The organism is Terrisphaera buseokensis (assembly GCF_047521145.2).
Lineage (GTDB): Bacteria > Verrucomicrobiota > Verrucomicrobiia > Opitutales > Opitutaceae > ER46.
The window spans coordinates 2208024-2223232 of the sequence record NZ_CM134186.1; the positions used below are offsets into that span (position 1 = coordinate 2208024).

7 protein-coding genes are annotated in these 15209 nt (G+C 67.7%); 5 read left to right on the top strand and 2 right to left on the bottom strand.

Features of this window, described 5'->3' with window-relative positions:
• Positions 1–326: 326 nt before the first annotated feature.
• The 4 genes from ACLJEU_RS08085 to ACLJEU_RS08100 all read left to right on the top strand — a co-directional run bounded on the left by ACLJEU_RS08085 (position 327) and on the right by ACLJEU_RS08100 (position 9657).
• Entirely contained in the window at positions 327–719 is a 393-nt protein-coding gene (locus tag ACLJEU_RS08085; protein ID WP_414662098.1) for a hypothetical protein, read from the top strand.
• Positions 716–3328, top strand: coding sequence for a carboxypeptidase-like regulatory domain-containing protein (locus tag ACLJEU_RS08090; RefSeq protein ID WP_414662099.1), 2613 nt, complete (start codon positions 716–718; stop codon positions 3326–3328). Before ACLJEU_RS08085 ends, ACLJEU_RS08090 begins: the two co-directional genes overlap by 4 nt.
• 120 nt (positions 3329–3448) lie before the next feature.
• On the top strand, positions 3449–7714 hold the full coding sequence (locus ACLJEU_RS08095) for a DUF6797 domain-containing protein (RefSeq protein WP_414662100.1): 4266 nt from the start codon (positions 3449–3451) through the stop codon (positions 7712–7714).
• Positions 7715–7872: 158 nt separating this feature from the next.
• Positions 7873–9657 (top strand): PQQ-dependent sugar dehydrogenase, encoded by a 1785-nt coding sequence (locus ACLJEU_RS08100; protein WP_414662101.1) that lies wholly within the window; start codon positions 7873–7875, stop codon positions 9655–9657.
• Between the two features lie 28 nt (positions 9658–9685).
• On the opposite strand, the gene ACLJEU_RS08105 is transcribed toward ACLJEU_RS08100, so the two are convergent.
• A complete protein-coding gene (locus ACLJEU_RS08105; RefSeq protein WP_414662102.1) occupies positions 9686–10162 on the bottom strand; it encodes a hypothetical protein in 477 nt (158 codons plus the stop codon).
• A gap of 83 nt (positions 10163–10245) precedes the next feature.
• Between ACLJEU_RS08105 and ACLJEU_RS08110 the strand changes: the two genes are divergently transcribed.
• On the top strand, positions 10246–10869 hold the full coding sequence (locus ACLJEU_RS08110) for an FG-GAP repeat domain-containing protein (RefSeq protein WP_414662103.1): 624 nt from the start codon (positions 10246–10248) through the stop codon (positions 10867–10869).
• 215 nt (positions 10870–11084) lie between these two features.
• Here ACLJEU_RS08110 and purL read toward each other — a convergent pair whose 3' ends face one another.
• On the bottom strand, positions 11085–15083 hold the full coding sequence (gene purL, locus ACLJEU_RS08115; RefSeq protein ID WP_414662104.1) for a phosphoribosylformylglycinamidine synthase: 3999 nt from the start codon (positions 15081–15083) through the stop codon (positions 11085–11087).
• Positions 15084–15209 lie beyond the last annotated feature (126 nt).

The window sequence follows — 15209 nt, forward strand, 5'->3', positions numbered from 1 at the left end:
ATGACGAAACGAACCGGACAGGGCAGGGAACGACGACGCGATAGGAACGGGAATCGGAGCGGGCGGGAAGGAAGAAATCCAGATACCGGAAACCGGAGACAGGAAACCGGAGACCGGAGTTCGGAAACCGGAAAGCGGAAAGCGGAAATCGGAGAAAGGAGACGGGAGACGGGGAATTCCAGACGGGTGGTTGCGACACGTTACGGAGCGGACCAGACGGCGCGCGCTCACTCCGGTGGCCTGGCGGGGCAGTTCCGGGCGCCTCCGTAGTTTTTCCTACGGAAACTACGCAGGGTGCCGATAACGATGGCGTGACTCTTGCCCACATGCTCCCCCGGCCGGCCGCTGCGGCCTGCATTCGTGTGGCGTGCCTGCTGGCGACCGTCGGATTTGCCGGTTGCGCCGGCACGCCCGAGGCACCGCGTCTCGCCAAGGCGCGGACTGAGGCCGAGATCGCCGTGACCAATCTTACACCGTACCCGTGGCGGATCGCGCTGCGGCCCGCGGCAGGCATGGAACCGAAACTGGTGCAGGTGCAGCCGCGGGAAACATTCGCCGTGGTGCTCGCGGGCGGGGATTATCAGGTCGAACAGACTTTGATCGCCGGTGAACGCGAGGCGCCGACGAGCCGCAACTTCACGGCCCGGTTCGAGGCCGGTGAACGCTATCGCTGGAGTCTGGCCACGCTGCTGTCGGCCGACGACACCGTTGCCCCATGAGCCGGGAAAATCCTGCGCGACGCGCGGTCGCCGAATTTCACGGCGACGACACCCGTGGTATCGCTCGGGTCGGTCGGCGCACGGTGCATCACTTCTGGCCGTTGCTGTCGTCCTATTTTCGCGACGTCCTGCTCCCGCCGCAGCGCCGGGCCGACGACGAGGGCGTGGCCTGGAGCTGGCGCGAGCCCGCCGAAGCCCGGCCCGCCTCGGCGGCCGAATTGCGCGCGCTGCGCAAACGGCTCGCGGACGAACAGCAGGCCTTCGTCGACACGGTGGCCCGCGGCGGGCTCGCGCGTAGTGACAACGCGGATGCGCGCAGCCAGGTGGATGTCGCCGAGTTGAGCGCGGTCGTTGCCGACATGGTGACGCGCCTCGTGGCCCGTTCCGATGCGGAGCTCGCCGGCTACGCCTGCCGGACGGACAACGGCGTCCGCCTGCACAGCTGGGGCGCCCCGGCTCCCGCGCGTCCCAGTTATCCCGATACGGACGGCCTCGAGATTGCCGGCAAGGTGCTCGTGGGCGGGCGGCCGGCGCGCCATGATGTCGTCCTCGAGTCGGGCGATGGCGAAACCGTCGCGGAAACGCCCAGCGACGCGTCCGGCGAGTTTCGTTTTCCCAAACTTTCCGCCGGCATCTACCGGCTACGCGTGCGGACTCTGCGGGGCACGTTTCCGCCGAACGGCCTCGCCGTGGAAATCAAACGCGAGTCCGTGACAGAACTGGTGCTGTCGGATGCCGGCCAGGTCGCCGCCACCGTCCGGAACACGCGACGCGGGGCCCGCCGACGGCGCCCCGCCCAGGTCTTTGCTCTCGTCGCAGCGGTCGTCGTGGTGGCCGGTGGAATCTGGGCGTGGACGATGTGGCAGGGTGCCGACCGTTCCGATCCCACGGTTGCCCAGACGCGTCCGACCGACGACATCCGCAGCGCCGCGTCCACGCGTGCGCCTTCAGAAAACCTGCGTGCAGCCGGCAACACGTCGGCAGGCACTTCCGCCGAGAGCGCGGTTTCTCCCGCGCCGCTGGTCGTGCCCGGCGTTGCCTCCCTTTCCACCGTCACTCCAACCGTCGCTCGCCCGCAGGCGGCGTCATCGCCGACGCCGGATTCGTCGCTTGCTCCCGCCTCTGTCGCTTCACCCGGCCGCGTCCCGCCAATCGAGGCATCGGCGTCTTCCCGTGCGCTCGTCCTCACCGGCGACGCTGGCTTGCCGGGTACGCCGAAAGGTTTGCCTGGCGCGACCGGTGCGACGCCGAACGCTCCGGGCGGCGCTGCTGCGTCGGTGGCAAAATCCGGCGCTGCGGTCGCCACGTCTGTTTCCACCGCGGCGTCCCCGGCCGCCGGCAGTGCCACCGGATCCGCTTCCAACCCAGGGGCGGGCACGGGACGAAATTCAGCGCCGTCCACGTCCACGCCGGCACCGAGTGGTGCGGTCGTGGCTGCAGCGGCTCCGACCGCCAAGCCGCCGGAGCCGGTCGCGTCCCCGCCGCCTTCGCCGCTCCCTCCGCCCGCCACCGCGGCTGCCACCACTTTGGCTGACGTTAACGTCCGGACGGAAGCTACGCCGACCCCTTCAACTCCGTCGGTCGCGGCGCCGAGTGAAGCGACACCTGCAGTGGCCAGCGCGCCGTCCGGAAAGGAATCCGCTTCGACGCCCTCGACCGCGACGATCGCGGCGGTTGAGACCGTCACGACCGCCACTGTCGCGACAGTGTCAGCTGACGTGACCACGGGACCGACCGCGTCCGGCCGCAGCGGCGGAGCCGATGCCACACCGGCGGCAACGCCGTTGCCGCCCGAGCCGGCGCGCAACGACGATCCCTCCGACCTGCCGCGCGAGCCGCGTCACCGTATAATCATTACACGGGGCGAGGTGAAGCTCGGCCCGGAACCGTTGACGCGCACCGTGCGGGTGCGTGTGGCGCCGTGGCGGACGCGCGTGCTGGGTGACACCATTTTGCCGACGGCGCCGGTGCGCGTCGGCGAGCGGGAGCCGATTGCGGCGGTGCGTCGTCGCGCGCTCGCCGAGCAGGAGGAGCGCTTGCCGCAGACGTTCCGGACTGCCGACACGCGCACGGGTGTGACGATTGAGTTGCCGGCTACGGAGCCGGCCGAGGCGCTGAGCTGGAGCGGTCCCGAGGGTGCGATGCCGCTGGACGCTCGCGTGGTCACGGGCCAGGCGGAGGTGACCTGGGTGACGGAGAACGCGCCGGTCGAGCGCGTGTATCGGCTGCTGCGCCGGGATCGCAGCGTGGTGGTCGAGGTGCGGGTGGAGCCGCGCAGTCATGATTTTACCGTGCGCACCCTCGAAGGCATGCGCGCGTGGTTGCGGCTCGCGGTGCAGGTGACGGCAACCGAGCTGGAGCGAACCGCCACGACGACGCCCGCTGCGTCCCCGCGCTACGCGTGGCGCGCCGCGTCGGGTGCTCCGCGCCCGATCGCGTGGCGCGAGGCCGGGACCGCGGCGGAACCGACGCGGCAGGAAATTCGGATCGCGCTGGGTAACGCCCCCGGCGCTGTGGCGTTGCAGGGCTGCGCCCTGCTCGATCAGGAAACCGGCTGGGCCCTGCTCACCGATATTCGCCAGGCGGCCGATCGTCCGCTGGGAGAATAACGGGAGCGCAGGCGTCCCGCCTGCATTGATACGATCGCTCAGACGGGATGCCTGCGCTCCCGCGGTGACCCATCGTTTGGCTTGTCCGGCTGCGTCGAACCTGAAGCATCCGTGCTCCGCATGCGTTTTACCCTTCGTCGCCGGCCCTGCGCGTTGTTTGCCCTCTTGCTGCCCGTCGTGCTGCACGTCGTGACGCCTGCGCCCGCCTTCGCGGCGGAGGCGGCGGTGCCGGCGCGAAAAGCCGGCGGTCGGGCGCAACAGGCGCGAACCCCGGCGGGCGGCGCCTGGTGGCGGGAAATGGACACCGGTCCTTTCATTGCGGATACGATCCTGAGCCGGCCGGGCGGCGACGTCGCCGCCCTCAAGGGGCTCGCGATCAAGCTCGGGGCGGCGAGCGACGTATCGGTCGTGTTCGACACCGAGCTGCTCAGCTGGCGCGCAGGTTTCGACGGCACGATCCAGCTGGCCGGCACCGCGTGGGACGGCGGGCACGGGGGCAATTCGCATTATCCGACGGGAGAGGGCATTTTCTTTTTTCAGGCACCGGCCGGATTGGGCGTGGCGGTCAACGGCAGCTGGGACGACACGCGCAGCCCGCGATCGGGTCCGTTGCCGCATGCGGTCGGTCGTTACCGCGGACTCTTCCGTCACGGCCGGCAGACGATCCTGCACTACACGGTAGGCGGCGTGAAGGTCCTCGAGTTGCCGGCCCTCGAGAACATCGGTGGCGTGCGGGCCATCACCCGTACCATTAATGTGGATGCAACCACCACGGCGGACATCGCACTGTTGGTTCGCGCGTCCGCGCCCGCGACGGATGCCGCCTTCAAGCGCGAGGCGCAGGTGACGCTCGTTGGCGCACCTGCGGGGGTGAGCCTGCAGACGAGTGCGGACGGCCGCACCAGCGTGACGATCGCGCGCGGCACGGCGTCGTCGCGGTTCAAGCTCGTTTACGCGGAGCGCGCCATCGACGGCGCCGCGGTGGCGGCGCCGATCGATCTCACGACGCTGACGCACGGCGGCCCCGGACTGTTTCCTCAGACCTTTGCCGTGAAAGGCCAGCTCGATCCGGCCGCGGCAAACAAGAGCTATGCGGTGGATGTGATCCCGCTGCCGTCGGAAAATCCCTGGCGGTCGCCGGCGCGCTTCGGCGGTTTCGATTTCTTCCCTGACGGCAAGCGCCTCGCGGCGTCGTCGTGGAATGGCGACGTGTGGATCGCCGACGGCATTGATGGAGATCTCGCGCAGGTCACCTGGCGTCGGTTTGCGAGCGGGATGTATCAGACGCTCGGGCTGAAGATCGTCGATGGCGTGATCTACACGCAGGGACGGGACCAGATCACGCGGCTGCGCGATCTCGATGGCGACGGCGAGGCCGACCAGTACGAGTGCTTCAACAACGACGTGATGATCACGTCGGGTTTCCACGAATTCAGTTTCGACCTGCAGACCGATCGCGCGGGCAATTTCTATTTCAGCAAGGCGATGCCGGTGAACCAGGGCGGACGTGGCTTCGGGCCGTGGACGCCGCACAATGGCACGGTGATGAAGGTGAGTCCCGATGGCTCGAAACTCGAAGTGGTGGCGTGGGGCCTGCGCGCGCCGGGCGGCGTGGGGGTGAGTCCCGACGGCGTGATCACGACGGGCGAGAACGAGGGATCGTTCGTGCCGCAGTGCAAAATCTCGTGGTCGCCGCCGGGCAAGGTGACCTTCAACGGCGTGGTGCCGAGCCGCTGGGATCGGGCCACCTTCGTCGCGCCCCTGCCCGGGGCGCCCACCGATTACGACCGGCCGCTGTGTTGGCTGCCCTACCACGCCGACAATTCCAGCGGCAGCCAGACATGGGTGCCGGAGGCAACGAAATGGGATCCGCGGCACGCCGGGGAAATGCTGCACCTCTCGTACGGGAAGTCGTCGATCTTTCGCGTCCTGCGCGAAGAAGTGAACGGGCAGGTGCAGGGCGGCGTGTATCGTCTGGCCATCGACGTCAGCGCGGCGGTGATGCGCGCGCGGTTTCATCCGCAGAACGGCCAGCTCTATGTGCTCGGCTTCCGCGGCTGGCAGACCAACGGGCGCGACGCCCTGCAGCGCGTGCGCTACACGGGCGTCACCACGCCGCTGCCGGTCGAGCTGCATGCGCACCGCAATGGCGTGTTGATCCGCTTCTCCGCGCCGCTCGATCCGAAGAGCGCCGAGGATCCGTCGCGTTACTCGGTCAGCAAGTGGAACTACGTCTGGGGCCCGCAGTACGGCTCCGGCCGGTTCTCGATCGACCAACGCGACGAGCAGGCCGAGCTGGCCGCGATCACCACGGCGTCGAAGGGCGCGCACAACATCATCGACACCGTCACCGTCGGCGCGGCCAAGCTGCTGGAGGACGGCCGGTCGGTGTTTCTCTACCTGCCGAAAATGACGGCCGCGATGCAGATGGAAGTGAAGCTCGACCTCGCCGACCCGAAGGGGGCCGCGGTGCGCGAAACGATTTATCACACGGTCCACCAGATGGCGCCCGAGTTCAAAGTCGCGGGCGTGCGCTGGGAGGATATCCGGATTCCGGAGACAGCGCCGGTCGGCGAACGCGGGCTCGTCATGACGTTCACCGCGGAGATCACGGATACGGTGCGGGTCGATCAGCTCGCGCTGACGGTGCCCGCGGGCGCGTCGCCGTCCGTGTTCATTGCCGGCGGGCGGCCGTTCGGCGCAGCGTGGCAGGGTTCGCTCATCGTACCGGAACGCGACGACTACACGTTTGCGCTCGAGGGCGCGGGCACGGTGTCGCTGCAGATTGACGGCCGGACCGTGCTCAGCGGCGAGTTGCCGCTCAAGGCTGCGGTGCCGGTCACGCTGACGAAAGGCCCGCACGCGATCTTCTGCAGCTACCGCAGTCCCGCTGCGGGCGATCCGCGCGTGCGTTTGCTGTGGAGCAGCTCGCAGTTTCGCGCCGAGCCTGTGCCTGCGACGGCGTTTCGCCATTTGCCCGGCGCTGAACTGGCGTCATGGGCCAAGGTCCGCACCGGCCGGGAGGTCTTTGCGACTGCGCGCTGCGTCAACTGTCACGCGCCCCGCAACGGGCTCTCGCGTGACCTCACGCCCGAACTGCTCGCGACCATCCCCGGGTTTCAGAATGCCGGCAACCGGCTTGAGTCCGCGTGGGTCGAGGCGTGGATCGCGCGACCGCAGGGGCATTGTCCCACGGTGGCTCCAGGCCAGGCGGCGGACGTGGCGGCTTATCTGGCCACGTTGAAGGACGGTGGTTGGTCGGCGGCGACCGTACCGAGCGATGCCGCCACCATTGCAGCCGGAGCCGGATTGGTGGAGAAACGACAACTCGGCTTCTGGATCGCGCCGCTGGCGTCCGCGCGACAGCACACCGACGGCGGCCTCGTTGAGCTCCTGCAGCAGCCTGCGCTGCATCACGCCGACACGGTGTTTCCCGACGTGCGGCTCACGCGGGCGGAGGCCCAGCAGATCGCGGCTTACGTACGTTCCAAACAGCCGACTCGTGGGGCGGATCACACTGCGCTGAGAGGCAATGCCGCGGCCGGCCAGGCGGTGTTCACGGCGTCGTGTGCAACGTGTCATGAGCCGCGGGCGGCGGCCCGCCCGCCGATGGCGTCGCCGTACGAGGAGATGGCGCGCGCGGATTGGACCGTGAAAGGCTGCGTGGCGGACAATCGCGGTCGCGCTCCGGATCTTCGGCTGAACGCGGAGCAGGTGTCGGCCTTGATCGCGTTTCGCAACGCGGACCGCGATGTCGGCGTGGCGTCGCTGCGCCGGTTCGCCCCGAGCGAATACGTCGCGAGCCAGCTGAAGGCATTGAACTGCGCACAGTGTCACTCCGGCGGCGGCGAAAACAAGATTCCCGATCTCACATTCGCCGGCGAAAAGCTGCAGCGCGAATGGGTGGAGGCGTTGCTCGCCGGGCAGCATCCGACTCGCACCCGGACGTGGCTGGAGGCGCGGATGCCGGCGTTCGCGAGCCGCGCGGCGAATCTCTCGCTGGGGCTGGCGGCGAAACACGGCGTGACTGTGACGGGCGAGGCTGCCGGACCCGCGCCGGCAGCCGACACGGTGGCGCTGGGCGCGAAGCTCACCGGAACGGAAGGCTACTCCTGTGTCGCGTGTCACGACGCCGGTAGTCGCAAAGCCCTGCAGGTGTTCGAAGGACAGGGGCCGAACCTGCAACACGCGCCCGAACGGCTGCGCCACGACTATTACCAACGCTGGATGCATTTCCCGCAACGAGTCGCACCGACGACAATCATGCCGCGGTACACCAAGGATGCGGTGAACGCGCTGCTCGACGCTCATCTCGGCGGCAATGCGGAGAAACAATTCGACGCGATGTGGGCGTGGATGCGCAGTTTGAAAACGGATACACCGTGAACGCCGGGAGCGCAGGCGTCCCGCCTGCTCCTCATGCGATGCAGGTGCGACGCCTGCGCTCCCGGGGCGACGAACCTTGCGTTGCGGATGCCTTCGGTGTGCCGTTTGCGCCGCGGTTCATACCTCCGCCTGCCGTGACCTTCCCGCCTTTTCCCTCCGTGACGTCCTGGGTTTTCCGCGCGCTGCGCGCTTCGGGGCTCGCGGCTGCGGCGGCGGGTAGCCTGATCGCGTTCGCGCAGCAACCCGCGCCCGCGCCGGCGCTGAAGGCGTATCGTGACTTCGCGTTGCGCCGGGACGGCAACGCGGCGCGAGGGCGGGAGATCTTTTTTTCCGAGCGCACCGCCTGCGCGCAGTGTCACACGGTGGATGGCTCCGGCAGCGCGGCGGGACCCGATTTGTCCGCGGTCGGCGACGCCGTGCCGCGGCCCGATCTGGTCACGGCGGTGCTTGAGCCGTCGGCGACGATTGCGGTCGGCTATGCCGCGACGCTGATCGAAACGCAGGACGGCGAGCGCATGCTGGGCGTGATCAAACGCGAGGACGCCGCCGGTCTCGAGCTGATGGGCGCGGATCGGATCGCGCGGTCGGTCGCGGTCGGGGCGATCAAGCAGCGGACGGTAAGCGACGTTTCCCTGATGCCGCCGGGGCTGCACAGCGCGCTGTCGCCGCAGGAGTTCACGGACGTGATCGAGTACCTCGTGTCGTTGAAACAACCCGCCAACGCGCTGGCGGGCAACCGCGGGATGCCGGACGAGATTCCGGTGCTGGCGAAGCCGGTCGCGTTGCGTCCGCTCTTCACCGAAGCGCAACGGTTTCCGCCGCCCGTGATCCGGCGCGGCGAACCGAGGCTCGGCTTGGTGTGGTGCGGGCAGGTGCCGGGCGAGCCGGACGTATTCCTCGTGGCGCATCAGTCGGGGAAAATCTGGCGGATGGACCGGCGTGCGGGCGGTGAGGTGAAAACGCTTTTCGGTGATTTCGGCGCGGAGCTTTTCAGTCAGCGCGGTCCCAATGGGCTGCTCGGCTTCGCCTTTCATCCGCAGTTTCGCGCGAATCGGAAATATTACCTGAAACACCAGGTGCTCGAAGCGGGAAAGATCCTGACGGTCCTCAGCGAGAAAGTGGCGGCCACGGATCTTCGCGCCGATTCCGGCGAGCCTTCCCGACGGCTGTGGTCCGTCGCGAGCGTCACGCAGGATCACAGCGGCGGGTGCATCGAATTCGGGCCCGACGGCTTCCTGTATCTGGGCATGGGAGACACCGGTCCGCAGCAGGATCCCAACGGCCACGGCCAGGATCTGCGCACGCACCTCGGCAAGATCCTGCGCCTCGACGTCGATCGCCGCGACGCGGGACTCCCGTACGCGATTCCCGCAGACAATCCGTTTCGCAATCGCGCGGACGCGCGGCCGGAAATCTGGGCGGTGGGTTTTCGCGAGCCGTGGCGCTTCACCTTCGATCGCGCGACGGGCGATCTGTGGGTCGGGGACGTCGGCCAGAACCGGGTGGAGGAGGTCGCGATCGTGCGGCGCGGCGAGAACCACGGTTGGAATGTCTACGAGGCGTTCGAGATTTTCTCCCAGCGTTACCGGCGGGAGGGCGAGACTTACGTGCCGCCCGTGGCGGCCTACAAGCGGAAGTACGGCAACTCGGTCACCGGCGGCTATGTCTACCGCGGCGATCCGGCGTCATCGTTCCACGGCGTGTATGTGTTCGGCGACTACACCTCGAAGCTGATCTTCGGGCTGACGCAGGAGGGGCGGACGCTGTCTGCATTCCGGCAGATCGGGACGTCACCGGAGAGCATCGCGTCGTTCGCGACGGATGAGCGCGGCCGGATCTACGTCGTCGGCTACGAGGGCATGATCTTCGAAATCGATTTCACCGCTGGTGATTTCAAATCCGCGCCGCAGGCAGCGAATTCTCCGCGCGTGACCGCCCGTTGAACAGGCACCGACCCTTTTCACCATGACCTCACTGCTGCGTACCGTGATGCTGTGGGCCGGCGTGTGGGGTGGAATCGAGACACTGGCCGGTGCGGCGCAGCCGGCTGCAAGCTGGGAGCGGCACGCGTTTGCCTTGCCGGAATCGATTTGGAGCGTCGAGGCGTTCGACACGGACGAGAACGGACGGAAGGAACTCATCGCCGTGGGCGTGACGCAGGTGTACGCGGTCACGCCCGCGGATGGACGGCACGCGGTGCTGTTCGACAGCCGCGAAGGGAAGATGCTGTATGCGGTCGCGCTCGATGCTGATCAGGATGGCGATGCCGACCTCGCGATTGGCCGGTATCAGGTGCCGTGGATTGAGTTTCGCCGGGCACAGGCGCAGGGGAAGACCGCGCCGCAGCCAATCGGACCCGATTTCAGCGTCGGTTGGATTGAGAACCCGGGAAAGTCCGGCGGGCCGTGGGCGCTGCACGTGATTGATCGCGAGCTGAACGGAATTCATGGCCTGGCGGTCGGAGACGTGGATCGCGATGGCCGGCCGGATCTGATTGCCGACAGTATCAGCGGGCCGTTTTCGCGAACAGCGTGGCGTGGTTTCGCGCGCCGGCGAAGGGCGCCACCGGTTTCGAACGCGGCCTCGTCACCCGGTCCGGGGCGGACGGACGGCCGCACTACCTTGAGTTTGGCGATGTCAACGGCGACGGCCGCGGCGACGTGCTGCTCGGCGATTCCGGCGCCGGCACGTTCTCGTGGTGGGAACGCGGCGCGTCCGGAGCTGGCGAGTGGACGAAGCATCTGATCGCGCAGGAAAAGGGAGCGACGAACATCCGGCTGGCCGACGTCAACCGGGATGGCGTGCCGGACATCGTGGGCAGCTGCGGTCACGGTCGCGGGGTGTTCTGGTTTGCCGGACCTGCGTGGACGAAGCACGCGATCGATGCTGACCTGGCGACGCCGCACGCGCTGGCAGTGGCGGACTTCGACGGGGACGGGGATGCGGATGTCGCGACGGCGTCGTACACCGCGGGCGTCGTGCGCTGGTATCAGAACAGCGGTGACGGCAGATTTGTCGCTCATGACATCGACACCGGCCGCCAGCAGCAGGCCTACGATCTCAAGGTTTCCGATCTCGATGGCGACGGCCGGACGGATCTGATCCTGGCCGGGCGCGAGTCGAAGAACGTCGTGTGGTATCGGAACCGGCCGTAGGCGCTCCCGCGGCTCAGACGGAATCATGCCGTTGAAAGGTGAAAGTTGAAGGTTGAAAGCCCCCAATCACGCAGCGGTGCAGCCAACGGGTCTGGAGTGCGGGCAGGCTTTTACCGACAGGTGCGTGACTGAATTCGAACCCAATCGATGGTGGTTGGGTCTGCTTCCGGTTCTTTCAACTTTCACCTTTCAACCTGCAACGGCATGAGCCCGGCTCAACCGACCCAGGCGCGGGCGTTGCGGAAGAGACGCATCCACGGCGAGTCCTCGCCCCAGGTAGAGGGCGCCCAGCTCATGGCGGCGGTGCGGAACACGCGTTCCGGATGCGGCATCATGATGGTGACGCGGCCGGTGGTTGTGGTGAGTGCGGTCATGCCGAGCGGCGAGCCGTTCGGGTTGAGCGGATACTGCTCGGTGACGCGGTGGTGGTTGTCGACGAAGCGCGCGGCGACGAGGCCCGAGTTGCTGCAGCGTTCGGCGGCGGCGGCGTCCTTGAACTCCGCGTAGCCTTCGCCATGCGCTACGGCGATCGGAATGACCGAGCCTTCCATGCCGGCGAACAGCACGCTGGGGCTCCGTTCGATCTTCACCGAGACGAAGCGACCTTCGTAGCGTTCCGATTTGTTCTGCACGAAACGGGGCCACAGGTCGGCGCCGGGGATGAGCGAGTGCAGATTGCTCATCATCTGGCAGCCGTTGCAGACGCCGAGCGCGAAGGCGTCCTCGCGGGCGAAGAACGCGGCGAACTCCGCGCGCACGCGCTCGTTGAAGAGAATGCTCTTGGCCCAGCCTTCACCGGCGCCGAGGACATCACCGTAGCTGAAGCCGCCGCAGGCGATCACGCCGCGGAAATCCTGCAACGACACCCGGCCGCTCAGGAGATCGGTCATGTGGACATCGACCGCGGCGAACCCGGCGCGCGTGGTGGCGGCGCCCATCTCAACCTGGCCGTTGACGCCCTGCTCGCGCAGAATCGCGACGCGCGGGCGGGGTTTGGTTTTGCCGGAGGCGAAAGAGGGAACCGAGGCAGCAGTCTTTCCCTCTGTTTTCTCCGCTTCCTCCTGTGCGAGGTTTGGGGTGAACGTGATCTTCGGCGTGATGCCCGGATTCGCGGGATCGAGCTTGAGCTGGTATTCAGATTCCGCGCACGCGGGGTTGTCGCGGAGCGCGGCGATGCGGCGGGTGACGTCGGACCAGATCGCGCGGAGGGCGAAGATGCCGTCCTCGAAAAGCAGCTCGGCGCCCTGGTGGATGCGCAGCGCGTGGCGGCGGTTCAATTTGCCGATGGGGGTCGTGGCGGTGTCGAGACTGTGCTCGCGCAGGATGGCCTCCACGAGGACGACGTCGGCGTGGCGGACCTGGATGACCGCGCCGAGTTCCTCGTTGAAGAGGGCGGGGAAGATGCCGCGACCGGGAGGCAGATCGAGATCGACGCCGGTGTGGCCGGCGAAGGCCATTTCCGCGATGGTGGCGAGCAGGCCACCGTCCGAGCGATCATGATACGCGAGGAGTTTCCCTTCGCGGCCGAGGCGCTGGATCGCCTGCCAGAAGTTCTTCAGATCGGCGGCGAGATCGACATCGGGCGTCTCGGCGCCCACCTGCGAGACGACCTGCGCGAGAATCGAGCCGCCGAGACGATCGCGGCCGCGGCCGAGGTCGATCAGCAGGAGCACGGACGCTTCGTCGGGCTGCAACTGGGGCGTGAGCGAGAGGCGGATGTCGGTGACCGGGGCGAAGGCGGAAACGACGAGCGAGATCGGGGCCGTGATGCGCTTGGTGATTTCTCCGGTGGCGGAACGCTCGTTCCACACCGTGCTCATGCTCATCGAATCCTTGCCGACGGGAATCGTGATGCCGAGGGCGGGGCAGAGTTCCATGCCGACGGCTTGCACTGCGGCGTAGAGATCGGCGCCGTCGCCGGGGACGGAGGGTGCGGCCATCCAGTTGGCGGAGAGGTTCACCTTGCCGATGTCGCCGATCTGCGCGGCGGCGAGGTTCGTGAGCGCTTCGCCGACGGCGAGACGCGCGGAGGCGGCGGCGTTGTTGACGGCGACGGGAGTGCGTTCGCCCATCGCCATCGCTTCGCCGGTGGTGACGTCAAACGCGGCGGCCGTCACGCCGCAGTCGGCCACAGGTACCTGCCACGGTCCCACCATCTGGTCGCGACAGATCAGGCCGCCCACGGTGCGATCGCCGATCGAGATCAGGAACGTCTTGTCGGCCACCGTCGGGTGCACGAGCACGCGACGGATGGCGTCGGCCAGCGAAAGCGATCCGAGTTCCAGCGGCAGGAGCGGGCGCGGGCGCGAGACTTCCTTGCGGTGCATGCGCGGCGGCTTGCCGAGCAGGACGTCGAGCGGAAGATCGATCGGCGTGTTCTTGAAGTGCGAATCTTCAAGGACCAGCTGGCGTTTTTCCGTGGCTTCGCCGACGACGGCGAAGGGGCAGCGTTCGCGTGCGCACAACGCCTCGAATTCCGCGATGCGGTCCGCGGGCACGGCGAGGACGTAGCGTTCCTGCGATTCGTTGCACCAGATCTCGAGCGGGCTCATGCCGGGCTCGTCGTTCGGCACGGCGCGAAGGTTGAAACGTCCGCCGCGGCCGCCGTCGTTGACCAACTCGGGCAACGCGTTCGACAGGCCGCCGGCGCCAACGTCGTGGATGAAGGAGATCGGGTTGGCGTCGCCGAGGGCCCAGCAGCGGTCGATGACCTCCTGGCAGCGGCGTTCCATCTCGGCGTTGTCGCGCTGGACGCTCGCAAAATCCAGATCCTCCTGGCCGTGGCCGCTGGCCATCGAGCTGGCGGCGCCGCCGCCGAGGCCGATGTTCATCGCGGGCCCGCCGAGGACGACGAGCTTGTCGCCGGGGTTGATCAGGCCCTTCTGCACGTGGCCCGGCTGGATGTTGCCGAGGCCACCCGCGAGCATGATGGGTTTGTGGTAGCCCCTCAACTCCGTTGAGGGGGATCTGAGATCTGAGATCTGAGATCTGAGATCTGCCGGCGCGGCCGCCGGAACCGCGGCTTCGAAGGTGCGGAAGTAGCCGTTGATCGCGGGACGGCCGAATTCGTTGTTGAAGGCGGCGCCGCCGAGCGGGCCGTCGATCATGATGTCGAGGGCGGAGACGATCCGGTGGGGTTTGCCGTTTTCCTTTTCCCACGGCTGGACCGCACCGGGTAGTTTCAAATTGGAGACAGTGAACCCGACGAGGCCGGCTTTCGGTTTCGAGCCGCGGCCCGTGGCGCCTTCATCCCGGATCTCGCCGCCGGAGCCGGTGGCGGCGCCGGGAAACGGCGAGATGGCGGTCGGATGGTTGTGCGTCTCGACCTTGCACAGAATATGGATGTCTTCCTCGCGCGCGCCGTATTCTCCGGTGGCGGGATCGACGTAGAAGCGGCCGCCGCGGGTGCCGGCGAGGACGGCGGCGTTGTCCTTGTAGGCGGAAAGGATGCCGTCGCTGTGCAGCTGATACGTGTGCTTGATCATCTGGAACAGCGAGCGGTCGCGCACGGCGCCGTCGATTTCCCAGGTGGCGTTGAAGATCTTGTGCCGGCAGTGCTCGGAGTTGGCCTGCGCAAACATCATCAACTCGATGTCGTTCGGATCGCGGCCGAGCGTGGTGAACGCGTTGACGAGGTAATCGATCTCGTCGTCGGCGAGCGCGAGGCCGAGCGAACGGTTTGCGGCCACGAGCGCGGCGCGGCCTTCGGCGAGGACGGGCACGCTGGTCAGCGGCCGCGGGGTCTCGTGGCGGAAGAGGGCCTCGCAGGCGGCGAGGTCGTCGAACACGACCTGCGTCATGCGGTCGTGCAGCTTCGCGGCGAGTTGCAGGTTGAACGTTGAAAGTTGAGAGGGCGGAACCGGTGGGCCGAGATCGATGGTATATTGGACCACCCGTTCGATCCGCTTCACGGCGGAAAGTCCGCAGATGTGCGCGATGTCGGTGGCTTTCGATGACCACGGCGAGATCGTGCCGGGGCGCGGGGCGACGACCCGCGTGAGCCCGGAAATGGGTTCGGCGACGCGACGAGGGCCGTAGGTCAGGAGCTGCTCGAGTACCTTGTGCTGCGCGGACGTCAGCTCGCCCGCGAGTTCCGCGACATGCACAAACTCCGCGTTGATCGCCCGCACCGGAAGTCCGGTGGCCGTGAGGTCCTGGAGGAGTTTCTGGAGGCGGAAAGGAGAGAGGGCCGGTGAGCCGCGGAGGATCAGCATGGTGAGCGAAGGGAAGACGCTCACCAACATCGCGGGTGCGGTCAAGGAGAGGGATGCGGCGGGGCGGGAGACGCTGCGTGCGAGCGCTGCGAGGCTCCGATTCCTCCGGCCGCGGTTGACGCCCGG